Raw genomic sequence first — 22945 nt, forward strand, 5'->3', positions numbered from 1 at the left:
TATCAAAAAATAAAAGTGTATTGCTTTAATAGCTAAGGTTAAGCAATTTCAGCATTCATTGATTGTTGTTTTAACCGCTTTTTAGTTTTTTGACTAAAACGATAAGAATCCCAGCTAAATAATGCCAAAGCTCCCCAGATACATGCAAAAGTGATAATTCTATCAACGCCAAATACTTCACCGTAAAAGCTAACTGCAAGTAAAAACATCAAGCTTGGACCAAGGTATTGAAAAAAGCCTAATGTAGTGTACTGCAAACGCTTAGCTGCTGCAGTAAAACACAACAGTGGTAAGGTTGTTACTACACCAGCACTTACCAATAAGGTATTTAATTGCCAGCTATTTAAAGTTAAATCTGCTGAGCTTGATTCCATAAAAGCAAACCAATAAATAAGGGCTGCGGGTAATAAAATCAGTGATTCAAGTAATAAACCAGGCAAAGAATCTACCGCCAACTTTTTACGAATTAAACCATAAATAGCAAAGGTGCTAGCCAAAGCAAAGGCAATTACAGGAAATGAACCAAAGCTAATCATTTGAATGATCACCCCCGTCATCGCAAGGGCAACAGCAACTCCTTGCCAACGGCGCAAGCGTTCACCTAAAAATAAAAAGCCCAGCAAAACATTTAATAGCGGATTAATGTAATAGCCTAAACTGGCATCAAGCATGTGATTATTATTCACCGCCCAAATAAATAACCCCCAGTTAAACCCCAGTAAACTGGCGCTTACCACCAACATAGCTAAAAGCTTTGGCTGCTTTAAGACATGCTCTATTTTGTGCCATTGTTTAATGGCAACCACAATCAAGATTAAAAATAAAAAAGACCAAACAACACGATGAACAAGAATTTCCATCGCAGCAACAGTATCAAGAGACTTAAAATAAATAGGCGCAAGGCCCCACATCAAAAAAGCAGCAATAGCAAAGAGCATGCCTTGCTTTTGCTCGGTTTGAACAGACATGTTAAATCACAACAATAAAAAGGTGGCACATTTTAGCCCACCTTGAATGAATTTACTGCGATATGAGATAAAAAATAAATTTAACTTAAATAACTAAACACTTAACTAAGAAATGCATTGATTTCAAACCCGTTAACAAGGTATTCCATAGTAAATGAAATAATCAATACCTTACTAACTTACTAAATAAGTCGCGGTGCCAAACGCAATTTGCACCCCAAGCTCATTGTGCATTTCCATGCGACAAACACAGACTTTATTGCCAGAACGGATCAGCGTCGCGCTAGCAGTAAAACGCTCGCCACGGCCAGGGCGTAAAAAGTCGGTGCGTAAGTCAATCGTACCCAGTTTTGCTAAGCGCTCGTTTAATCCCGAAAGCTCTGCTTCGGCTGTTTTATCGATAATTGACGCGGCAGCTAGCATGCCGCCGACATTATCAAGCACCGCTGAAATCACGCCACCATGTAAAATTTTTTGCATCGGGTTACCAATTAATACTTCTTGAAAAGGAAAACTTATCACCGCCCGCTCTGCATCTAACTGCTCTACCGTTAATTGCAAAAAAACATTAAACGGCATCTGCTTCACAAACAGCTGCCCCATTTGGGCAATCGCATGTTGTTTCATTCAATAATCCTCTGTAACTGGTATGACCTTAAAACAAGATAAGTGAATCATTATGCAAAAGCAAAACAAAGCTTTAGCCAGATGACTACAGACAAGCCGCTTAAAAAGCTCTAAAATGCGCCGATGATGACACCTCAAGCGACACCACAAAGCTGCAGCGATATTCACCAAGTACTTAAAGAAGTATTTGGTTATGATCAATTTCGCACCGGCCAAGACTTAGTCATAACCGCAGCAACACAAGGTCAAGACACTTTGGTATTAATGCCAACCGGTGGCGGTAAATCTTTGTGTTACCAAATCCCAGCATTAGCTTTGCCGGGCATTACCATTGTGGTATCGCCTCTTATTTCGCTGATGCAAGATCAAGTTGCGCAATTAAAGGCGCTCGGTGTCTCGGCGGAATGCTTAAATCAAAGTTTAACCCGCGAACAAAGCATGGCGATTTACCAAGACTTACACGCAGGTAAGATTAAACTACTTTATGTCGCGCCAGAACGCTTACTGCTGGCCGATTTTATAGAACGCTTGCATCACTTACCGGTTAGCTTATTTGCGATTGATGAAGCGCATTGTGTCTCACATTGGGGGCATGATTTTCGCCCGCACTATTTTCAGCTCAATCGCTTAAAAGAGTACTTTCCTGCGATCCCAATAATGGCGCTGACTGCAACCGCAGATACCGCCACGCGTCACGATATCGTGCAGCAACTTCGCCTTAATAGCCCGTATATTTATACTGGCAGCTTTGATCGACCCAATATTCGTTACACCCTTGAAGAAAAATTTAAGCCACTGTCTCAGCTTATTCGTTATCTCAAAGCGCAACCCGGCCAAAGTGGTATTATTTATTGCACCAGCCGCAAACGGGTAGACGAAATTAGCGCCAAATTAGTCGAGGCCGGATTTAATGCTGCGGCGTATCATGCCGGGCTTGAAAATCAACAGCGCAGTTTTGTACAAACGGCCTTTGCCAAAGATGATATTCATATTGTGGTGGCAACCGTAGCCTTTGGTATGGGCATTAACAAACCTAATGTACGCTTTGTGATCCATTACGATATTCCTAAAAATATTGAATCTTATTACCAAGAAACGGGTCGTGCTGGGCGTGATGGCTTGGCTGCCGAAGCAATTTTGTATTTTGACCCCGCAGATATTCCTCGGGTTAAACGGTTTTTTGAAGATATAGTCGACGAGCAGCGTAAAAAAGTAGAGCAGCAACGCTTTAATGCCATGGCCAGCTTTGCCGAGGCACAAACATGTCGGCGAAAAATTTTACTCAACTACTTTTCGGAATATCAGCGCGAAGCGTGTGGTAACTGTGATATTTGCCTTAATCCACCCAAACAATTTGATGGTACGATTGTGGCGCAACAAGCACTTTCTTGTGTCTATCGCGCTGAGCAAAAGTTTGGCATGGGCTATATAGTTGAACTGTTACGCGGTGCTAATACTGCCCGTATTCGTGACAATAACCACCATGAACTCAGCACCTTCGCCATTGGTAAAGAACACAGTGTGGAATTTTGGCTCAGCATTTTACGCCAACTCGTTCATCAGGGGTTATTACAACAAGACATTACCTTAGGCTCCATTTTACGCTTAACCGAAGCCGCTCGCCCTGTACTGCGCGGTGAATATCAACTCCAGCTAGCCGAACCTCGCTTGCAAGCACAGCATGTTTATCAAGATAAACTGGCACAATTTAATTACGATAAAAAATTATTTGCCAAACTCCGTGCCTTACGTAAAGAATTGGCTGATGCCGATGATGTACCACCTTATGTGGTCTTTAACGATAAAACGCTGGCTGAAATGGCGCAGCTGACCCCCACTAACGATCGTGAGTTTTTACAAGTCTCTGGGGTCGGTTTTACCAAACTAACCAAATACGGCGGCGCATTTATGAACTTAATTCGCAGCTATTTAGCTAATAGTTAATTGTTTTAGGTGCAAGCAAAATACAGATCTAGCTGACACCTCATACTTTATTTTGCAGCCAGTAACGACACAAAATAAGCATAAATATTATCAATATCAACATCGCTCAAGGGCTTCGCCATTGGCGTCATCATAGGGTCGTTTCGCACGCCTGGCCTAAACTCCTTTAGCTGTTTAATTAAAGAGGTACTTTTTTGCTCGGCTAAATTGGGATACATAGGCACAAGGCTTACTCCATTGACACCATGACAAGCGCCACACATCATGGCTTTGGTTTTACCTTGTGTAATATCAGCCGCTTGAACCGACAATGACGTAACCACAACAAGCATTGCCACCACTCAATTCTTTTTCATATTTACTGCTCGCTTTAATTTAACTAACGAGATTTTAAATTGATTTGTCCTAAAAACTTTGCGCTTACGCAACAAAACACGTGCAAATACCGGTTGATTTAGTCAGGTTTTTATTCAATACATCAGTTAAAATACCTTATCAACTCTTTGCTTGCAGCCAACCAAAATGAAATTCTCTAATACATACAACCAACTTGATGCGGTATTTTTTCAACCCGTTGCACCCACTCCCGTCAGACAGCCTGAGTTATTATTATGGAATACATCTTTGGCCAATGAGCTGAACATAGCGCCCGAATTACAAAATAACTCGGCGTTATTGGCACAATATTTTAGTGGTAACCAACTGCCCGTTGGTGCAGAGCCTATCGCCCAAGCGTACGCTGGCCATCAGTTTGGTCACTTTAATCCGCAACTTGGGGATGGCCGAGCGCATTTATTAGGTGAACTCATTAATAACAATGGCCAGCGAGTCGATATAGCACTTAAAGGTTCAGGCCCAACAGCTTTTTCGCGCCAAGGCGATGGCCGCTGTGCCCTTGGTCCGGCGGTACGTGAATTTATTATGAGCGAAGCAATGGCCGCATTAGGCGTACCAACCACTCGCTGTTTAGCCGTAGTTAAAACCGGCGAGTTAGTCTTTCGCGAACAAGCTAAAATGGGGGCTGTGGTCACCCGCATTGCCACGAGTCATTTACGGGTTGGTACTTTTCAGTATTTTTCGGCGCAAGGCAATCTCGATGCGTTAGCCTCACTAACCGAATATGCCATCAATCGACACTATAGTGAAATAACCAGCATCGGCTCGCAGCGTATCATTGATTTTTTACAAGCCGTGATCTATAAGCAAATAACACTGGTGGTTGCATGGAGCCGCGTTGGTTTTATACATGGCGTAATGAATACCGATAATACCGCTATCAGTGGTGAAACCATTGATTTTGGGCCCTGCGCCATGATGAATCACTATCATCTAGGCACTGTATTTAGCTCAATTGATCGCAATAGCCGCTATGCCTTTGGCAACCAAGGCCGTATTGCACAGTGGAACATGGCACGCTTAGCTGAGGCGTTACTGCCACTTATTAATGAAGACCAAGCACAAGCTGTAGCCTTGGTCGAACCGCTCATCATGAAATTTTCTGAGCAATATCAAGCAGCTTTTTATCAAATGATGGCCAATAAACTAGGCTGTACCGACAGCAATGATGCCGTAAAAGCTTTAGTGGACCAATTATTAATACTGATGCAAGAACAGGCACTTGATTACACAAATACTTTTATTGCGTTACAGTTATCACTTGATGATGACACTCACGCAAATAAGTTAAAAACACAACTCGGTGATTGGTATCAAGCGTGGCGTGATTATCTTGTTTCATCCAGTACGGCAACAGATTCAGCATCCGCTTTGATGACAAGAACCAACCCGCTAGTGATCCCTCGCAATCATAATGTTGAGGCTGTTTTGGCTCAATTTGAACAACAGCAAACAACCGACATTAATGAGTTTTTAACTATTTTACGTGATCCATATCATGCACTAGACTCTACTGCAAAATACCAGCTACCACCAAGTGACGGTGATAGCCATTATCGCACCTTTTGCGGCACTTAATTTAATAACGAAAAAAGAACTATGAGCCAAATAGAATTAGACAAAAACCATCAGGTATTAATTGTTCGTCCAACCGTAATGCCAAGCGATGAAGACTTTGCTTTGTGGGCAAGTATTTTTTTGCATCATGAAGCCATCAGCTTACAGCAAATAGAGCAAGGTGCTGATCGCCACTTGCAACGTTTTAGCTTTCAAGGTGAAGGGTTTGACTTACACTTTGAGCACTACAGCAACAGTGTCTGGATTAATGGCGAAGGCGCTTTTGCCGAACATTTACTTCCAGAATTAATGAATTGTTTATCAAACTAAAAAAGGTTTGGATAATGAATGTATTATCCAAACCTTGTTTTATCACTTTATTTACCCCAAGCTAATTAACCTAAATACTCGGTCATAAATCTCTCTCAGGCATCGATATTCAGCGTTAGCAGCCTTGGATTAACGCACAATCGACTCGAATGTAATACAAACCTCTTATCTTGAACTCTGGTTAATCAAGTTGCTTTTTAAAGCGCAGTGATGCCGCAATTAAAGCAAAAACACTGAAACCGGCGAGCCATACAATATCGGGGGTAAGCGTCATGATATCGGCATCGCGTAATAATAACGCGCGAATGGCGCGAATATAATGCGTTGCGGGTAAAGCTTCGGCTAAATACTGGGCAAACTTTGGCATGCCTTCATAAGGAAACATAAAACCCGATAGTAATATCGATGGCAGTAAGATAAAAATCGTCATCTGCATCGACTGCAGCTGAGTTTTTGCAATCGTTGAAATCAATAAACCTAATGCCAAACTAGCTGCGATAAATAATAAGGTAAAACATAAAATAGCAGCGTTACTGCCATTGATTGGCACTGAAAAGACCAATTTTCCCAAACCCAAAATAATCGCCATTTGCAGTAAACCAATCAGTAAAAAAGGTACTATTTTGGCCAGCATCAGTTCAATCGGTTTGATAGGTGTATTGATCAGCATTTCTAGGTTACCGCGCTCACGTTCTCGCACAATAGCCGCTGAGGTAAACATGATCATGGTCATGGTTAAAATCACGCCAACTAAACCTGGCACAATATTAACCACAGTGCGCTGCTCTGGGTTAAAAAACAGTGCAACTTCAAAAGTCGGCACCGCTTTATTGACCGGCTTATTAAGTAATTCGGCCAATGGCATTTGCCTTAGGCCTTTAATGGCGCTTGCTATCATAGTATCGGAGCCATCCACCAGCCACTGAGCTAATGGCCGACTAGTATGACCGCTAGTTGCCGGTGGCGATGCTAACCCAACCACAGCATGGCGCACCAAGCGCTGACTTAAATCGGCAGGGATCACTAAAATAGCTTTAACCTCACCCGATTGCAGCGCAATTTTTGCAGTTTGCTCATCGGAATAATGCTGCGTTATTGCAACCACATTGGTAGCGCTAATGGTTTGCACCAGAATACGGCTTAAGGTGTTTTGGCTGTGATCAACCAACGCCACGGGAATATGCCGAACATTGGTATTGATGGCAAAACCAAACAACATTAGCTGAATAAGCGGGATCATAATCACCATACGCAAGGTCATTTTATCGCGTTTAAGTTGATAAAACTCCTTGATAACAATTGCTAAAATACGACGCAATGCATTCATGCTAATCCCTCGCTGGTGCAAGTAACAAACACATCTTCTAAATTTGGCCGCACCGCATTAACCTTAACCGAAAACTCTTGCAGTAATTCATTTAAGTATTGCTCTGGTTGCGAGTAAGATTTTGCCACCAGCACCCGCAAACGGCTCCCTAACTGCGCAACGGATAAAATAATGTCATTGACCACTAAACATTGTTTTATGTCGCCAAGCAGCTCACCTTCTACTTCATAAACCCAAGCTGTCATTTGCGCCATCAGCTCATCGGGGGAGCCATCGGCGCGTTTCACGCCTTGTTTTAATATAGCCAATTTATGGCAGCGCTCCGCCTCATCCATATAATGGGTTGAGACTAAAATACTCGCGCCTTGCTCGCACAATTGAAATAGTTTTTGCCAAAAATCGCGCCGATTTTGCGGATCAACCGCAGAAGTGGGCTCATCTAAAAACAACAGTTTAGGTTTGTGAATAATGGCGGCGGCCAGTCCTAAGCGCTGTTTTTGCCCGCCACTCATAGTACCTGCTAATTGATTTGCAAACGGTCGTAAGTCATAGTTTTCGAGTAATTCATCAACTCGAGTGGCCATCGCTTGGCGTGATAAACCATAAATCCGCGCAACAAAACGTAAGTTTTCAAGCACGGTTAAATCGTCATACAGCGCAAATTTTTGCGTCATATAACCTACGTGTAATTTAAGTGCTTCAGCTTGTGCTGGTAACTCAAAACCTAAAACGTTAACTGAACCTGCGGTTGGACTGAGTAGCCCTGTTAACATGCGAATAGCGGTGGTTTTACCACAGCCATTTGGTCCTAGAAATCCATAAATCGTGCCTTGTTCAACCTGCAAATCGAGCGCATTAATCGCTTTATAGTCGCCAAATTGCATCGTGAGTTGCTTGGCATCAATCACAAACTTGCTCATGGCATCTCAACCTGCACGGGTACTCCGCTCGGTAAGTGGGCGAACTGTGGTGGTAATTCCACTTGCGCCAGATACATTAATTGGCTGCGCTCTTGCTGATTTAACGCATAATAAGGCGTAAAAGCAGCCTCACTTGCAATCCAGCGCACAGTACCAGAAATCGTTTCGGCAATCCCATCAACATGAATAGCTAAGCTGTCGCCCGCCTTGATGTGAACGCGATGTGGCTCAGGTACATAAATGCGGGCAAAGGGCGCGGCATCAGCCAACAAAACCACCACAGGACTGCCTTGAGTGACACGCTCACCTAAATTCCACGGCAAGCTGTCAACCATTCCATCGCGCGTCGCTTTTACAGTTAAATCTGCTAATGAACGCATAGCACTTTGTACTTGGGCAGCTTGAGCGGCAACTTGGGCTTGTGCGATGGCAATGTCTTCGCTGCGTGCACCATTAAGCAGTAAATTAAGTTGTTGTTGAGCTTGATTAAACTGCCCTTGTGCGGCATCAAGATTCGCTTTGTTGTGATCAAACAAGGATTGACTCGACAACGATTGTTTAACTAGGTTTTGAATACGTTGATAACTTTGTTGTGCATCTTTTAAATTAGCTTGGGCGGTTGCCACTTGCGCTTTACTACTAGCAATATCTTCAATGCGCGCGCCATTAAGTAATTTATTAAGTTGCGCCTGCGCTTGCTGCAAAAAGGCATTGGCTTGCGCCAATTGTGCTTGTTGCTTAGCGTCATCAAATTGCACTAACACGGCGCCTTTTTCTACACTTTGACCTTGCTTAACGGGCAGCGCCACAATAATTTCATTGGCCATTGCTGTTAAGGCGACCCTATCACGTTCTAGCGTGCCTAATGCAACTTGGCTTGACTTGTCACAACCCGCCAAAATAGCGAATACGATTGCCAACATCCACCTTGGGTTTCCCATTAAGCCTCGTTTTTTATTGTTTGTCATGGCGGTCCCTTTTGCATTAAAAAACACAACGCTAACCTTAGCTTAAACCATACTAAAGTAAGTATTAACTCAATAAAATCACACTGTTTTTTGCTCGATTTTTACAAATTGGCTTGCCGCTAACGAACATAACGCAATGAGTGCCCCGGCATAAAAAACTAAACTTGGGTTCACTAACCAAACCAAGCCAAATAAAGCAGGAATAACCACAGCAGCAATATGATTGATGGTAAAACTCACCCCTGCACTTGAGGCGATATCTTTTGGATCGGCAATTTTTTGAAAATAGGTTTTTAACGCAATTGCCATCGCAAAAAACAAATGATCAACCACATACAAAAACGCAGCCCAATGTGCATGCTCAACTAAACCATAGCCGACAAATACAAAAATAAGACCAATATATTCTAATGTCAGCGCTTTTCGTTCACCAATTTTGCTGATCAACTTACCAATTTGTGGAGCAGCAAAAATATTAATTAAATGATTGAGCATATACAGAGCGCTAATTTCGGCCACACTGTAGCCAAATTTTTCGACCATTAAAAAACCAGCAAAGACCACAAAAATTTGCCGACGGGCACCAGACAAAAACGTCAGTAAGTAATACAAACTGTACTTTTTACGCAGCACTAAATGCTTGTGCTGCACATGTTGCGCTTTAAAAGTCGGCATAGCCACTATCAAAAAAATAGTCAACAGCAAGCCAATACCACCACATATCAAATACACAGTGACATATTGAGCTGCAAAAACGCTAAAACCCAACCAAACAAAACCATAACTGCATAATGAAATAATTGAAGTCATAGATAACAAACGCCCTAACAACTGAGGTGCGTTTTCTTTATCGAACCATTGTAAGGCAAGCGATTGATTGATGGTTTCAAAATAATGATACCCTATCGACATTAAAACCGTGGTGGCATATAGGCCATAAATGGACGGGAAAAATCCAGTAACTGAAACACTCACAGCTAACAGCGCGAGCGAAACTAACGCAAATGTTTGCTCTTTTAATACCAGCAAAACAAACACCGCAGTAAAAGCTAAAAAGCCTGGGATTTCACGTAGTGATTGCAATATACCAATTTCAGCACCACCAAATTGGGCATGCTCAATGGCAAAATTATTCAGCATTGCCATCCACGCACTAAAGGTAATGGCGATAACGGCACTAGCACAAGCTAAAAATACAAAAGGGGTTTGCCAAGGTTTATGTTGTTCCATGCTCTTGATTATCAATTTACTTTGAATGCAGTCAGTATATTGTTATGGTTACATGTCTGATAATGCTAACAAAGACAATATATATGGATATTCAGTCAAAAACTAACTATCAATCACGCGAGCAACGACACTACCCAGATGGTCTTCCCCATCCGGTAATGCCTCTTAGCAGCGAGTTTTCACCAATGACCCAAGTAATTAAACATGCTCACCCTTGGTCACAATTAGCGTATTCAAGCCAAGGTATTTTACAAATTGAAACCGACCAAGGTTTATTTGTGGTGCCGCCACAGCAAGCCTTATGGTTACCACCTAACATGACTCATCAAATTACCTGTCAATGTCCTACTCGCTTGCGTAGCCTGCATTTTCAGGACCATATTACCGCCCCTCTAGGTGATGCCATTCAAACATTAGCTGTAGGGCCATTATTACAAGCATTAATATTAGAAGTCTGCCATTGGGGTAGAGATTACCAGCTCAGCACAGAAAAACAGCGCGTGATTGATGTCTTGGTTGATCAACTTGTAAGCGCACCTAAACAAGATTTTTTTATACCCAATATCACAGACAAACGTTTGCAGCCAATTGTTAGTCACTTTAACCATCATCCTGAAAGTAAACGCACCCTTAATGACTTTGCTAATCAAGTGGGTGCATCAACCCGCACTTTACATCGGTTGTTTTTACTCAATTTTGCGATGGGATTTAATCAATGGAAACAGAGGATTAGAGTTTTAAAAGCATTAACTTTATTAGATCAAGATTTACCGATTAAAGACATTGCAGCAACACTTGGTTATGACAGTGATAGCTCTTTTATTGCGGCCTTTAAACAACAAATGGGTTTACCACCAAAACAATATCGTAAACAAAATTAGCCGCGCTCGTTTAATCGTTAAAGTGATAAAAAGCTAAATCAGCAACCGTAGCTCTTTTCGCACTGCTTGATCGAGTTTGGCAAATTCTATTTGCAATGAATTGCGATCAGATACCTTGCTATGACCTTTTAGCTGAATAAAACCAAGCGGTTGCCCTGTTTTTTCAAGCAATCTATCACTATATGAGAATAGCTTTTGATAAGCCTCACTTAATGCGAGTAATTGCCCATGCTGATTGCAAAACTGACCCGCCTCTAAGCGAGCACGGCGCAGTGGCAACTGGCATAAGGTTTGACAATCAGAAACAATAGCTAAAGCACCGCTGTAGTGGGTAACCTGATCCAATGCCCATAAGGCGCCATTAATCTCAAGGTGAGTTGAGCTGGTATTTTGAAATGATTTAATGCAAAGGCCATAAAAAAGCTCACCCTGCCCATAACCAATATCACAGTAAGCTTCATAATACCCATCAGTGATTAAACGATAACCCGCGACCCCCATTTTACTTGGCGGATGCACGCTGCCATCAATCAACAATAGCGCTTTATATCCATATTGGGCTGGTAACAGGCTTAATGTCACGCTAACGTTTCTTCGGCGCGAAGGGTCAATACTTCATAGCCCGTATCAGTCACTAAAATAGTATGCTCCCACTGCGCGGAGAGTTTTTTGTCGGCAGTAACCACTGTCCAACCATCTTTTAGATTTTTAATTTTGGCTTTACCTTGGTTGATCATGGGTTCAATGGTAAAGGTCATGCCCGGCTCAAGAACTAAACCTGTGTTCATTCGCCCATAATGTAATACTTGTGGCGCTTCATGCATTTGTGCACCAATACCATGGCCGCAATATTCTTTAACGACACTGTAGCCATTTTGATGAGCAAAACTGGCTATCGCAAAACCAATATCACCTAAGGTTGCCCCCGCTTTTACTTTTTTAATCCCTTGCCACATCGCTTGATAGGTCATATCGCATAATCGTTCTGCGGCAACGGAGCACTGACCAATCAAGTACATTTTGCTTGAATCAGCAATAAAACCATTTTTTTCAAGGGTAATATCCACATTGACAATATCACCTTGCTGCAGTGGTACTTGATTTGGAATACCATGACAAACCACATCATTAACCGAAGTATTTAAGCTATATTGATAGCCATATTGCCCTTTGCTCGCTGGGCGCGCATTGAGCTCGTCAACAATATAGCGCTCGACAAAATCATTAATCGCCATGGTGGTGATGCCTTCGGCCATAAACCCATCAAGCTTGGCAAAAACCTTTGCTAGTAATTGGCCTGATAGTCGCATTAATTCAATTTCAGCTGCGGTTTTAATAATAACCTTACTCATGTTCATCCTCTAATGTAGCAAAGGGGTGCAAATCTGCTCTTGCAAGCTCTTGTTTAATCAACTCATTGTAAGTGAGATGTGGATTGAGCTCGGCCAGCATACCCATTTTGGCCCAAAACTCGGCCTGCGCATTAATCGAACGCGCCATCACCGCACTGGCTTTACGAATTTCCTGATGAAGCTCATCAGAAACTTTAATTATTCCCATCGTCTGCTTTCAAAACCCAATGAATATACAAAACATATACACATCATATATCAATCGTATTTTAAGGGCAAAAAAAAGCGACCTAACTTAGGCCGCTTTTATTATTAACTGAATAACAAATTATTATTTGTTATCAACAATAGTGTGATCTTTAATTTTAAGGTCTGACTTATCCGCTTTACGCCAAGTATGTAAGAAATACTCTTCGCGCTCTTCAGCTTCATCATCAGCTAACGTTGTAAGCGTAATGGTAAACCCTGCCGTTCCTTTTACTACGTTAACGGCTGCACCATTAGCAGCATCAACATTGTATTGTGCAGGTTGTTTATCCCACGTTTGGATATCAACGTTTGTTGAGTAATCAACACCTTTTGTGGTGTGATCATCAGCAAATGAAAAATAGAAAGTACCTGAACAGCTCGCTTCTTTTGCAAAGCCGGCGTAGTACTCCATTTTTCCACCTTCTTTGGTGAAGCTACGGCCTTCATCTACTGATAATGCAGTAATGAACTTCATAGCTGGTATTTCATCTTCTGATGAGCAGCTATCTGGATCAGTATTACCGTTACCTGGCGTACCAGTGCCTGGAGTACCACCACCAGTGCCTGGGGTGCCATCATCCACATCTGTAGCCGCATTATTTTCGATTGAATGATCTTTATACTTCACATCTGATTGGTCTGATTTATTCCATACAGATAAAGTAAATACTTCATTTTTCTCTTTCGTAGTATCAGCTAAAGTTTTAACACGAACAATAAAGCCTTCATCACCTTCTTGCACTGCATACGTTGCAGAACCTAAAGCAACATTTACATTATTGAGCCAATTTTCGTTAGTTAACGAAGAAACAGATACCAGTGCTGAATAATCAAGACGTTGAGTTGTTTCAATATCGTTTAACTTAAACTGGAAATTACCATTGCATTTTGCTGGACCATCAAAGCCCACTTCAAACTGCATTTCGCCACCTTCATAAGTGAACGCTTTTGAATCTTGCGTATATTCACCGTTGAAAATCGATAATGCGGTAATAAAAGATACTTTAGGCATTTCACATGCGTCGCCGCCGCCAGTATCACCACCAGTTGGTTTATCAACTATTGTTAATAGCTCTGATTTAACAACGCTTGGATCGTGAGCAAATGAAACCTCTAGACGTAAGCTTTCATCATTTTCAACTTCAGTATCAGTTAAAGTATGGATTTTAATCAGCGCTGATTTTGCATTCTCAGGCACAGTGACAGATCCATTTTTAGCCTCAATATCAGTTAACCAAGTTTGGCCATCATCAAATGAAACAGACACTTTTGATGTGAAATCAGCATCTATGTCTGCAGTGTTAGAGCTTAAGTTAATGTTTAACTGAGCTTCTTCGCCACCACTGAACATCACTTTAGCAACTAAGTCATCACCTTCAACTTGGCGGTCTGATATTAATTCAATCGCAACAAGTGATGATTTTATTGGCTCGACTGGATCAACTGGATCGGTATTACAGGTTTTGCCATCAAAATGACGCAGTGCTAAATCGTTGATTGCATAGTCAACAGTCGCCACTGCTGTTGCTTTCAACTCAGTTACATTGATGCTGTAAATCGTTGTTTGAGCAGTCGCATTGTTAATTTTTGAAATTAACAAATTACCTTCGCTATCAACTTCTGCACCCGTCGCACCATTTACCCCATGCTTACCAAGCACTGTTGCTTGTTTATTAACGAGGTCAACTTTAATTAAATGCAATTGAGATACTATGTATAGCTCGTCTTGGATGAACACCAAATCACCCATACCAAATGTGATAGACTCATCATTTGATTTTAAACTGATTTTACTAATGACAGCGCCAGTTGTAGGGTTAATCTCAACAATATCACGGCCACTAGATGCAAATAATTGCGAGCTATCAGGGCTAAATACTAAACGATAGCCACCGTCAATTTCAGCTAATTTAACATCTTCGCCCGTTTGCATATTTACATAAGCAACTTTAGGTTTAAGCGCACCATTTACTTTAGTGATGTAATATAAACGGTCGTTGATTTTATCGTATGCAACTGCATCTGATTTATGGTTTGGTTGATCAAACTCAAATGGCTGTTGCACAAGGCCTTTTTCAAGATCAATATAAACCATTGGTTTATTGTCTAGGCCGCTAACACCATATAAACCATTACACGCTAATGGCTTGTCTGTATCGCCACCGCCAGTATCACCACCGCCTGTATCGCCACCGCCTGTATCACCGCCGCCTGTATCACCGCCGCCTGTATCACCACCGCCTGTATCGCCACCGCCAGTATCGCCACCGCCTGTATCGCCACCACCAGTATCACCACCGCCTGTATCGCCACCGCCTGTATCGCCACCGCCTGTATCACCACCGCCAGTATCGCCACCGCCTGTATCACCGTCGTCAGTATCGTCGTCATCTAATGACAAATCACCACTAAAAACACCACCGCTAAGTGTTAGTTGAGCGCCTGAACCTCCTTGAGCAACTAAGCTTTTTGCAATAATTGCCATGTAAGCATTACCAGAAGCTGACTCAATGTCTGCATCAGGCGCTAATACAACAGCTAAAATATCAATAAAACTAGTAATGTTAAGGGTGTTTGCTTGCGGGAAATTAAAGACGGTTTTTTCTGCAGTAAAACCATGTAAACCACCACTTAACTGCGGGTGCTCACCTTTGAAATTAACCACAACCGTTGTATCAGCGTCGACACCTTCAAGATAGATAGAGCGAATATTGGCAAGATCAAAGTTTTTGCCAGATACATCTTCACCATTAATTGTGAATACTTGAATTTTATCGTCTGAATCAGATGCTTTTAATACCAGCTCAGCACTCGATCTTAAAATAACGGAACCCGTGTTTTGTTTGTTATCAAGTGCTAGGCTAAGTTCTTTGGCATCTTCTTTAGCATCATCAAAATCAAATGGTAAGTCGTCTTGCGCAACATTTTCAAACTTCTGCTTACCGCCATCTAGAACGTAGTTTTTCGCTAAATCAACGGTTTTTCCAGCATAAATATTGCCAAACAAAGCGCCTTCACCAAAAGCAACATTGTTACCAGCAACGAGTGCGATAGATGAAGTGCTCTGACCGGCAGAAAGTGAATAACCACCATTACTTTGCGAAGAACCGTATTTTCCATTAAAGCTCGCAGTATCGTAATCAATAAGAATATTATTACCTGCGGCGATAGTGCCATTTCCTGAACCTGAGCGAGCTGAAAAATCCTGCCAAACCATGACAGAATAACCGTTTTTCAACAGCCCTATGTCAACGCTGTCATCAGCTGAAACACTGAAGCTTCCAGTCGCTGCCGCAACAGCTGTCGCTATGAGTGCTAGTTTATGTTTAAACATAATTTCCCTTGATAAAAAATAGGGCGCAATTTTATACAATTGCGCAATTTTAATCCAACTAAAAATTGAACCTCTCAGAAAACCCAAAAATGCTGATGAGTTTTCTGTATCTATTACTATACAACCCTTATCTGATAAGAGTATTACTTGATATTACACACCACCTATAATTAATATAAACAATAAAATCAGAAGGTTAAGTAAGGTTCCAACTCCCAACACTCCCAACTTTCGAGCTGTTGGATTTGTGCTAATTGTAATGCTTGCTGATGGTGTTGTGATGCGAGTTTATTGTCTCCAAGCTGCTGATAACTTAAAGCTATTTGATAATGCCATTTCGCATTTTCGAGAGATGTTTTTTCGATACTCAGTAATAGGTTTTTTGCCTGCTCAGCTTGCTGCTTTTTGTTGTAACCTAAAGCAAAATTTATCAAGACTTCATTATATGAATCAGCAAAATGCTCTTTGATCCAATTTAACGCTTCGGGAATGCTGTCACTTTGTTTTGATGCAAAAAAATACTTACTCAAGGTATAGCTTTGCAACCATTCAAAATTAAACCCCGTCCAGAGTGATTTTTTGGCCTCAAATAGTGCAAAAAGAGCAAGGTAATCTTTTTGCTTCATCATTTGGTCAAGATCAATAAAGTAATCGGGTGCTAAAAAAAGCAAACCATCATATAAAGCAGGCAAAGCTGTGCTGTAATGTGTCTCTTTTGGATATTCTTTAAATTGCCATTTAAAATTGACTAGTGATTTATTTTTTAATAGTTCCACCAAAGGGCGCACACCCATTCCTTGCTCATTGGCCAGCGATATAAACAAAGGTTTATTTTGCCTATTTATATTTTTAACCTGAGCTTCAAATTTCTTTTTGTAACCATAATCGTCATACCAAAGACTTGGACTAAACGCTAAAAATGCATTAAATGGGCTTGTTTCATCAAGTAAGTTTTGCATGACCGTTAAACCACCGAGTGAGTACCCAGCTAATGCTCGCTGCGTATTGGTACGATAAGTTTGCTCAATTAATGGAATAAGCTCTTGCTGCAAATATTGCGCAAATATCGCAGCGCCACCAAACTCATCTCCTTCTAATTCACTCGGCCATGTATTACTTTTTAGGTAATCTTGATTGCCTTGAGTTGCAATTCCAACCACTATCATGGGCGGAATTTTTCCCATGCGAGCAAGGTTATTCACCGTGGCAGCCACGTGTTGAAATTGAAAGTCCGCATCAATAATGTATAAGGTTGGGTAATGACGAGAATTGACCTGATACTGCTCAGGTAATGCAACCATGTAACGACGTTCTTGACCAAAAACCTTAGATATATGGCTATCACTGTAACCCATAATCAAGGGCGTTTTAGCCATTACTCCACTACAAAAACTTAACATCAACACTAAAATCAGTATGCGCATGTTTTACCCTTAACCAAGTTAATTTATTTAACTACAAGCCTTTCAACCACTGTACCTTGAAAACAATACATTCACATTATTTTCTCAAGACTAAACGCCCCAATTAAAACTTAAAGCTGGCTAAATTATCTTGTAAATCAAGCGCTGCTTGCGCGAGTTGTCGCGATTCATTGGCCAGTACTAAAGATGAATTTGTTACTCCCTGAGCTGCGCTACTGATATCACTAATATTTTCACTGGCTTGCTCCGACACCATATTTTGCTGCTCGGCAGCGGCTGCAATTTCAGCCACCATCTGATTTGTTTGCTGCAGTTTCGTCACGATTTTAACTAACTCATGACTGGTTTTATCTGATGAAATAACACATTGTTTCATCTGCTGTTGCGATACAAGCATTGCATCGGCGGCATTCATCGCATTTTGTTGTAAGTTATCTATGGTGCTTTTTATTTCTTGAGTTGATTGCTGCGTTCTTGCCGCTAAGGTTCTTACTTCATCTGCAACAACAGCAAAACCGCGCCCTTGTGCACCAGCTCTGGCGGCTTCAATTGCAGCATTTAAAGCAAGTAAATTGGTTTGCTCTGAAATACCGCGGATCACCTCGGCAATGTCACCAATTTGCAAAACTCCATCTTTTAATTCTTGCACTATGGTATCTGCACGGGCTATTTCTTTTGCCGCAAGTTGAATATTATCCATTGTCTGGCCCATTTGCTGCTGACCATCGGCGGCATCTTGCTGCGATTGTTCACTCATATCTGCCATCATTTCAGCATTTTGTGCGACATCTTTGCTTGTTACCGCCATTTCATTCATCGAAGTAGCAAGGCCTTCAAGTTGGATCTGTTGTTGAGCCACAATTTTGCTACTGTCATCAGCGCCTTGCATCATGTTATTAACTTGTTCTGTGGTTTTTAGCACATTTTTTTGTACCACAATGAGCGTTTCCCGAAAGCTGGCCAACATTTCATTAAAGCTTGCTGCGATGCTTGAAATTTCATCTTGGCCACTTTGCTCAGCTGCTGCAGATAAATTAGATGTTTGCGCAACATAAGTAAAAGTTTGCTCAAGCTTATTAAGAGGTTGCACTATGCTTTGTGAAATCAGATAAAGCAGGATCAATACCAATACTACCGCAATGATACTTAAAATAATCAAGTTAGATTTTTGCTGCTTTACGGTTGCTAATGCGATTTGCTCTTCCTCTTCGCTTAAATGGGTAATTAAATCGGTCACTTGCTGAGCCGCTCGCAGCATCACTTGAGTATCTTGGCTCGAAGGCTGATGTGAATTACGAAAACCGACCTCTACCGCTTGGCTATAAGCACGAATACTGGCAATAGCATCTGACATTTGTGCCACAGAACTTGCCACCACCATTTTGCCTTTTAAAGCTTGTGCAGACTCTAATGCTAACGCAGTTTTATCACGATTAATTTTTAAAAAACGAACCTCGCCGGTAATAATGTAATCTGCTTGACCTAACCGCGCTTGATACATCCCTTTATTAATATCCACCAGCTTATTGTCGATGTGAATTTGGGTCAAAATCGCATTAATCGAAGAAATTGCTAAAAAACCAAGTAATGCCAAGGCGGTAATTGCGGTTAATCCTAACCAAAGCAATCGAGTTTTTATTTTAAAATGTCGAAACATAACAGTCCTTATGAGAAATAATTGCACGCAAGATTTGAACTTCAGGGGGAGGACAAACGATAGACAAGCAAGAGAATGATCTAATTAACATGAATACTGGATTATAAATTTATCTCAGGGAGCTTTTTTCAACGAGAATAACGTTAGATTAACGAACAATAGACTCACTATTGACGCATCAAACGACCTTATTCCCTTTGAAAATATCTGGCTAAAGATGAAAATTTATAAATTTGGTGGGCAAGGTTAAATCTGGCATCAAAAAGGTGCAAGTTTTTTCGATGACAGCGAAAGACAAATATAAAAAAGATAAAATACCGCAATATAGGTTGCTATAGCGCTTGATTTTTATACCCTACAACGTTTTTATTTCTTGAGGGCTAAAATGTACAACTTGTTCAGCTAAATCATAACGCTTTAAATAGGCGGCGATGGTTGAAAATGTTGCGGTTTGCACTTTTCCTTTGTGGTCTTTGGTACTCACTTCAGCTAAAAAGAGCGACCCTAACATTAATTTTAAACGACTGGTTGCCACCACTTGCGGTGAAAAATATGCGTGTGCGTTGACCTTTAATTTATCTATATCTGTGGTGCCATAAATGGCTGCATTAATCATATCTAAGGTAAATTCGGTGCAGTTTTGGAATCTTGTATTAAACGGATTAGCGATAACTGAATAACGATCGTTATGAAGCAGCTTATGTTGTTCTGTCGCCACTAAATTAATCAGTTTATTTTGCAATGCTGCGGTGGGAATAATAATACCAGCAGTTAATTCATTTGCGCTCCAAAAAAAATCAACCGGATAATCCACCATTAACATACTTTTAGCAGGGTTGTCAGCTTGTTGGTACAGGTTATGAATCGCATAACCTTGCACTGTTTTACCATCGGTCAAAGTAATATCTGAATAAATGGCTAATGCGGTATGGGTAAAGTAGATCCCTGTTGGTAACTCCTTGGCTGGTCGACCAACACGGGCAATAATAAACGCTCTTGCACCTTGATTTGCCGCATATCTCTCAACACTTTTAGCAAATTGAGTAATTTCATCCGCTGGAAATAGCGCCTCACCGGCATTATTGCTGCCCGCAAAACTTGCTGGCGACAAAATCGTCACCAGCAATGCAAAAGTTACTAAGAATGAATTAAGCTTCATTAGCTTTATCTACCGTTTTGCTCGTTTTTTCAATCGCTAAATTAGGAGCCTGATCGGCAGTTAATACTTCATCACTAATCGTAAGCGGCTTTTTACTAACCGTGGCATCTAATATCTTTGTTCCAGCCGCCACACTTGCACTCCCAACTGCAACCGTTGATGCACCCACCACGACAACGGGAATTGCAACTGCAACACTCGCTACTTTGGCAACAGACTGCGCCCCAGTACTTGCGGCAAGAGCTGAGTGTTTACTTGCTTTTGCACTATGATTTAGCGCTTCTGATGCGCCTGCATTTAAAGTGATTAAAGATGAGATGATAAGTAATGTTGTCGTTATTTTTTTCATGATGCTTCCTTATTGTTATCAGCAACACCGAAGATAAAGCAAATATACATTGAGTAAACATATCTATTGTTTGTTTACTTTTTAAAGACTAAAAGTATAGTATTTTAATACTTAGCATTGATATTTAAACCTATGAGCCAAATAAAGCAGATTAATCAGACCTTAAAACTATTACTGCGCCAACATCAACTCACCTACAAAGATATCGCTCAAGCACTAAAAATGAGCGAAGCTAATGTAAAACGCATCTTTGCAAATCAAAGTTTTACCCTAGACAGATTAGAAGAAATTTGTCAGCTAATTAATATCAATCTTTCGGACTTGTTTTTACTCTCGGAAAAACAAAGTGAACAGTTAAGCCAACTCACGTTAGAGCAAGAACAAGAGCTAATGGACGATCCCGAATTATTTTTAGTCGCGGTCTGTGTTCGAGATGGCTGGCAATTTGCTGAAATTATTCAACATTATCAGATTAGCGAACATCAATGTATTCGTTTATTAGCGCGACTCGATAAATTAAAAATGATCGATTTACTACCAAACAATCACTATAAACTGCTTATAGCCCAAGATTTTCGCTGGATCCCCAATGGTCCATTAGCAAAGTTTATGGAGCGAGAAGTAATGGGCTCATTTATGGCCGATAAATTTAACCAACCGGGAAGCTTTCGCTTTTATTTGCGGGGCAGCTATTCAACAAGTTCGTTGGCAATCATTGAGCGTAAACTCAACCAACTCACCAAAGAAGTGGCATTACTTAATCAAGAAGATACTCAATTGCCACTTGAACAGCGTCAACATACCGGATTATTGCTCGCTATGCGACCATGGCAAATTTCATTGTTTGAGCAATATAAACGCACCAATACTATTTAAAACAGGATGTTATACCATGCGCGTATTTTACAAAATCACCCTATTTTCGTTGGCATTGAGCACTCTTAGCTCTTTACATGCAGACACTTTTTCAGTCGATTGCATTACTATTAACCATGATTTTTCAGCTATGATAAATGCGAAAGAACAAGGATCATTTCGTTTTAGTTCCCCATCAAACACCACGGCATTTAGCTATAATGCTCAAGCACCGTTTAGCGAATACATCAGCGCATCAAAAGCATACATCAAAGCTCGCAACCCTCAGGCAAGTCGACCTTGCCCGATTATGACTCCGGTCACGGCCATTGAAGCATCTTCGACGCAAAAGCGAATAGTGGCTGATTTAATCGCTCCTTTTGAGTTGCGCCAAGCTAACAATAATAAAGCTATTTTGCTGCTCCATGGCTTAACTGATTCGCCTTATTTATTTCACGATTTAGCAGGGTATTTTTTCGAGCAAGGTTTTAATGTGCGCACATTATTGCTACCAGGCCACGGCACTGCGCCAGCGGATTTAATTGATGTGACTTACCAACAATGGCAACAAGCTGCTGCGTATGGCATTAATCGTACGTTAGCTGATTTTGAACAGGTGTACTTAGGCGGCTTTTCTACTGGCGGCGCACTGATTTTTGACCATCTCATGCAGCAACAAACCGTGAGCGATAAAATCAAAGGCTTGCTGATGTGGTCGCCAGCATCACAAGCCAAAAGCCAGCAGGCATGGCTCGCTAAATATGTTGCTAAAATCCCTTTTGTTGATTGGCTTGATAAAGATGCTGATAGTGATTTTGCCAAATATGAGTCATTTTCATTTAATGCCGCAGGCCAAGTTAATTCATTAATGCAGCGCCTTGATGTAACCCCCCCAACCCATTTAATTGGCCACGATATTCCATTGCTACTTATTGCCAGTGAAGCCGATCAAACCATTAATACCAATGCGAGTTTAAAGCTAGCCAACTTTTGGCACAAAACGTCAGGGCGCAAAACAGCCAACAAAGATGAGGTTATTTATTATGGCCAAGCCAAAAATGCAAAGAAAACACTTAATGACACCATAAAACTGACCGTGCCACAATGTGATGAAACCAGCCTTTGCGCAGCAGTCAAAGATATCGCCCACACCTCGCCCACTAATAGTCCACAAAACGCACATTATGGCGTACAAGGTCAGTATCGTAATTGTGGCCATTATTTAAGTGACGATAAACAGTACAAAGCCTGTAAAACAAATGCACAGGTCAATGTTGGCGAAGTAACGAAGGACAACATTGAAAGATTTAGCCCAATCAAGCGCCTCACGTACAACCCTTATTACGAGCAAATGCTAAAAAGTATTTGGGACTTTCTACATTAGCCAAGTACCTTGCTTCAGCTGTTAGCAACAAAAA

21 protein-coding genes are annotated in these 22945 nt (G+C 41.2%); 6 read left to right on the forward strand and 15 right to left on the reverse strand.

Translation table 11 applies throughout. The features are described from left to right. Positions 1-38: 38 nt before the first annotated feature. Entirely contained in the window at positions 39-968 is a 930-nt protein-coding gene (gene rarD, locus PTUN_RS16235) for an EamA family transporter RarD (RefSeq protein ID WP_009840651.1), read from the reverse strand. A gap of 174 nt (positions 969-1142) precedes the next feature. Next, positions 1143-1595 carry a thioesterase family protein gene (locus PTUN_RS16240; protein ID WP_009840652.1) on the reverse strand — a complete coding sequence of 151 codons (453 nt, stop codon included), beginning with the start codon at positions 1593-1595 and terminating at the stop codon, positions 1143-1145. 126 nt (positions 1596-1721) lie between these two features. Between PTUN_RS16240 and recQ the strand changes: the two genes are divergently transcribed. Next, positions 1722-3539, forward strand: coding sequence for a DNA helicase RecQ (gene recQ / locus PTUN_RS16245; RefSeq protein WP_009840653.1), 1818 nt, complete (start codon positions 1722-1724; stop codon positions 3537-3539). Between the two features lie 47 nt (positions 3540-3586). On the opposite strand, the gene PTUN_RS16250 is transcribed toward recQ, so the two are convergent. Next, positions 3587-3871 (reverse strand): c-type cytochrome, encoded by a 285-nt coding sequence (locus tag PTUN_RS16250; RefSeq protein WP_009840654.1) that lies wholly within the window; start codon positions 3869-3871, stop codon positions 3587-3589. Between the two features lie 190 nt (positions 3872-4061). On the opposite strand from PTUN_RS16250, the gene PTUN_RS16255 reads away from it, so the two are divergent. After that, positions 4062-5513, forward strand: coding sequence for a protein adenylyltransferase SelO (locus PTUN_RS16255; RefSeq protein WP_009840655.1), 1452 nt, complete (start codon positions 4062-4064; stop codon positions 5511-5513). A 21-nt stretch (positions 5514-5534) separates the two neighbouring features. Next, complete coding sequence (locus tag PTUN_RS16260; protein WP_009840656.1) at positions 5535-5822, forward strand: DUF3630 family protein; 288 nt, start codon at positions 5535-5537, stop codon at positions 5820-5822. A 181-nt stretch (positions 5823-6003) separates the two neighbouring features. Here PTUN_RS16260 and PTUN_RS16265 read toward each other — a convergent pair whose 3' ends face one another. The 4 genes from PTUN_RS16265 to PTUN_RS16280 form a co-directional block, all read right to left on the reverse strand. Next, positions 6004-7149: an ABC transporter permease gene (locus tag PTUN_RS16265; protein ID WP_009840657.1), complete on the reverse strand. Its 1146-nt coding sequence runs from the start codon at positions 7147-7149 to the stop codon at positions 6004-6006. After that, complete coding sequence (locus PTUN_RS16270) at positions 7146-8069, reverse strand: ABC transporter ATP-binding protein (protein ID WP_009840658.1); 924 nt, start codon at positions 8067-8069, stop codon at positions 7146-7148. Before PTUN_RS16270 ends, PTUN_RS16265 begins: the two co-directional genes overlap by 4 nt. Continuing rightward, positions 8066-9037 carry an HlyD family secretion protein gene (locus tag PTUN_RS16275; protein ID WP_232285055.1) on the reverse strand — a complete coding sequence of 324 codons (972 nt, stop codon included), beginning with the start codon at positions 9035-9037 and terminating at the stop codon, positions 8066-8068. Before PTUN_RS16275 ends, PTUN_RS16270 begins: the two co-directional genes overlap by 4 nt. Before the next feature lie 78 nt (positions 9038-9115). Next, the gene (locus PTUN_RS16280; protein ID WP_009840660.1) at positions 9116-10267 is read right to left on the reverse strand and encodes an MFS transporter; all 1152 of its coding nucleotides are present in this window, start codon (positions 10265-10267) and stop codon (positions 9116-9118) included. Positions 10268-10350: 83 nt separating this feature from the next. Here PTUN_RS16280 and PTUN_RS16285 point away from each other — a divergent pair, with 83 nt between their 5' ends. Next, on the forward strand, positions 10351-11148 hold the full coding sequence (locus PTUN_RS16285) for an AraC family transcriptional regulator (RefSeq protein WP_009840661.1): 798 nt from the start codon (positions 10351-10353) through the stop codon (positions 11146-11148). 33 nt (positions 11149-11181) lie between these two features. On the opposite strand, the gene PTUN_RS16290 is transcribed toward PTUN_RS16285, so the two are convergent. The 8 genes from PTUN_RS16290 to PTUN_RS16325 form a co-directional block, all read right to left on the reverse strand. After that, positions 11182-11730, reverse strand: a complete 549-nt coding sequence (locus PTUN_RS16290) for a hypothetical protein (protein WP_009840662.1) — start codon at positions 11728-11730, stop codon at positions 11182-11184. Continuing rightward, a complete protein-coding gene (gene map, locus PTUN_RS16295; protein WP_009840663.1) occupies positions 11727-12500 on the reverse strand; it encodes a type I methionyl aminopeptidase in 774 nt (257 codons plus the stop codon). The genes PTUN_RS16290 and map overlap by 4 nt, the downstream gene beginning before the upstream one ends. Continuing rightward, complete coding sequence (locus tag PTUN_RS16300) at positions 12493-12708, reverse strand: ParD-like family protein (RefSeq protein ID WP_009840664.1); 216 nt, start codon at positions 12706-12708, stop codon at positions 12493-12495. The genes map and PTUN_RS16300 overlap by 8 nt, the downstream gene beginning before the upstream one ends. A gap of 123 nt (positions 12709-12831) precedes the next feature. Beyond that, complete coding sequence (locus PTUN_RS16305; RefSeq protein ID WP_040644345.1) at positions 12832-16083, reverse strand: choice-of-anchor A family protein; 3252 nt, start codon at positions 16081-16083, stop codon at positions 12832-12834. Positions 16084-16271: 188 nt separating this feature from the next. Continuing rightward, positions 16272-17507: an alpha/beta hydrolase gene (locus PTUN_RS16310; protein WP_009840666.1), complete on the reverse strand. Its 1236-nt coding sequence runs from the start codon at positions 17505-17507 to the stop codon at positions 16272-16274. A gap of 103 nt (positions 17508-17610) precedes the next feature. Then, positions 17611-19164, reverse strand: coding sequence for a methyl-accepting chemotaxis protein (locus tag PTUN_RS16315; RefSeq protein ID WP_009840667.1), 1554 nt, complete (start codon positions 19162-19164; stop codon positions 17611-17613). A gap of 355 nt (positions 19165-19519) precedes the next feature. Next, the gene (locus PTUN_RS16320; protein WP_009840668.1) at positions 19520-20323 is read right to left on the reverse strand and encodes a DUF2145 domain-containing protein; all 804 of its coding nucleotides are present in this window, start codon (positions 20321-20323) and stop codon (positions 19520-19522) included. Continuing rightward, positions 20313-20672 carry a hypothetical protein gene (locus PTUN_RS16325; protein ID WP_009840669.1) on the reverse strand — a complete coding sequence of 120 codons (360 nt, stop codon included), beginning with the start codon at positions 20670-20672 and terminating at the stop codon, positions 20313-20315. The genes PTUN_RS16320 and PTUN_RS16325 overlap by 11 nt, the downstream gene beginning before the upstream one ends. Positions 20673-20804: 132 nt before the next feature. Here PTUN_RS16325 and PTUN_RS16330 point away from each other — a divergent pair, with 132 nt between their 5' ends. Then, complete coding sequence (locus tag PTUN_RS16330; protein WP_009840670.1) at positions 20805-21548, forward strand: helix-turn-helix domain-containing protein; 744 nt, start codon at positions 20805-20807, stop codon at positions 21546-21548. 16 nt (positions 21549-21564) lie between these two features. After that, positions 21565-22911, forward strand: coding sequence for an alpha/beta hydrolase (locus PTUN_RS16335; protein ID WP_009840671.1), 1347 nt, complete (start codon positions 21565-21567; stop codon positions 22909-22911). The last annotated feature ends 34 nt before the right edge of the window (positions 22912-22945 follow it).

The organism is Pseudoalteromonas tunicata, from assembly GCF_002310815.1.
Classification (GTDB): Bacteria; Pseudomonadota; Gammaproteobacteria; order Enterobacterales; family Alteromonadaceae; genus Pseudoalteromonas; species Pseudoalteromonas tunicata.

What these genes read in the sequence shown, in the direction of transcription:
- rarD (WP_009840651.1), bottom strand. Translation starts at nt 968, where the DNA reads ATGTCTGTTCAAACCGAGCAAAAGCAAGGCATGCTCTTTGCTATTGCT.
- PTUN_RS16240 (WP_009840652.1), bottom strand. Translation starts at nt 1,595, where the DNA reads ATGAAACAACATGCGATTGCCCAAATGGGGCAGCTGTTTGTGAAGCAG.
- recQ (WP_009840653.1), top strand. Translation starts at nt 1,722, where the DNA reads ATGACACCTCAAGCGACACCACAAAGCTGCAGCGATATTCACCAAGTA.
- PTUN_RS16250 (WP_009840654.1), bottom strand. Translation starts at nt 3,871, where the DNA reads ATGCTTGTTGTGGTTACGTCATTGTCGGTTCAAGCGGCTGATATTACA.
- PTUN_RS16255 (WP_009840655.1), top strand. Translation starts at nt 4,062, where the DNA reads ATGAAATTCTCTAATACATACAACCAACTTGATGCGGTATTTTTTCAA.
- PTUN_RS16260 (WP_009840656.1), top strand. Translation starts at nt 5,535, where the DNA reads ATGAGCCAAATAGAATTAGACAAAAACCATCAGGTATTAATTGTTCGT.
- PTUN_RS16265 (WP_009840657.1), bottom strand. Translation starts at nt 7,149, where the DNA reads ATGAATGCATTGCGTCGTATTTTAGCAATTGTTATCAAGGAGTTTTAT.
- PTUN_RS16270 (WP_009840658.1), bottom strand. Translation starts at nt 8,069, where the DNA reads ATGAGCAAGTTTGTGATTGATGCCAAGCAACTCACGATGCAATTTGGC.
- PTUN_RS16275 (WP_232285055.1), bottom strand. Translation starts at nt 9,037, where the DNA reads ATGACAAACAATAAAAAACGAGGCTTAATGGGAAACCCAAGGTGGATG.
- PTUN_RS16280 (WP_009840660.1), bottom strand. Translation starts at nt 10,267, where the DNA reads ATGGAACAACATAAACCTTGGCAAACCCCTTTTGTATTTTTAGCTTGT.
- PTUN_RS16285 (WP_009840661.1), top strand. Translation starts at nt 10,351, where the DNA reads ATGGATATTCAGTCAAAAACTAACTATCAATCACGCGAGCAACGACAC.
- map (WP_009840663.1), bottom strand. Translation starts at nt 12,500, where the DNA reads ATGAGTAAGGTTATTATTAAAACCGCAGCTGAAATTGAATTAATGCGA.
- PTUN_RS16300 (WP_009840664.1), bottom strand. Translation starts at nt 12,708, where the DNA reads ATGGGAATAATTAAAGTTTCTGATGAGCTTCATCAGGAAATTCGTAAA.
- PTUN_RS16305 (WP_040644345.1), bottom strand. Translation starts at nt 16,083, where the DNA reads ATGTTTAAACATAAACTAGCACTCATAGCGACAGCTGTTGCGGCAGCG.
- PTUN_RS16310 (WP_009840666.1), bottom strand. Translation starts at nt 17,507, where the DNA reads ATGCGCATACTGATTTTAGTGTTGATGTTAAGTTTTTGTAGTGGAGTA.
- PTUN_RS16315 (WP_009840667.1), bottom strand. Translation starts at nt 19,164, where the DNA reads ATGTTTCGACATTTTAAAATAAAAACTCGATTGCTTTGGTTAGGATTA.
- PTUN_RS16320 (WP_009840668.1), bottom strand. Translation starts at nt 20,323, where the DNA reads ATGAAGCTTAATTCATTCTTAGTAACTTTTGCATTGCTGGTGACGATT.
- PTUN_RS16325 (WP_009840669.1), bottom strand. Translation starts at nt 20,672, where the DNA reads ATGAAAAAAATAACGACAACATTACTTATCATCTCATCTTTAATCACT.
- PTUN_RS16330 (WP_009840670.1), top strand. Translation starts at nt 20,805, where the DNA reads ATGAGCCAAATAAAGCAGATTAATCAGACCTTAAAACTATTACTGCGC.
- PTUN_RS16335 (WP_009840671.1), top strand. Translation starts at nt 21,565, where the DNA reads ATGCGCGTATTTTACAAAATCACCCTATTTTCGTTGGCATTGAGCACT.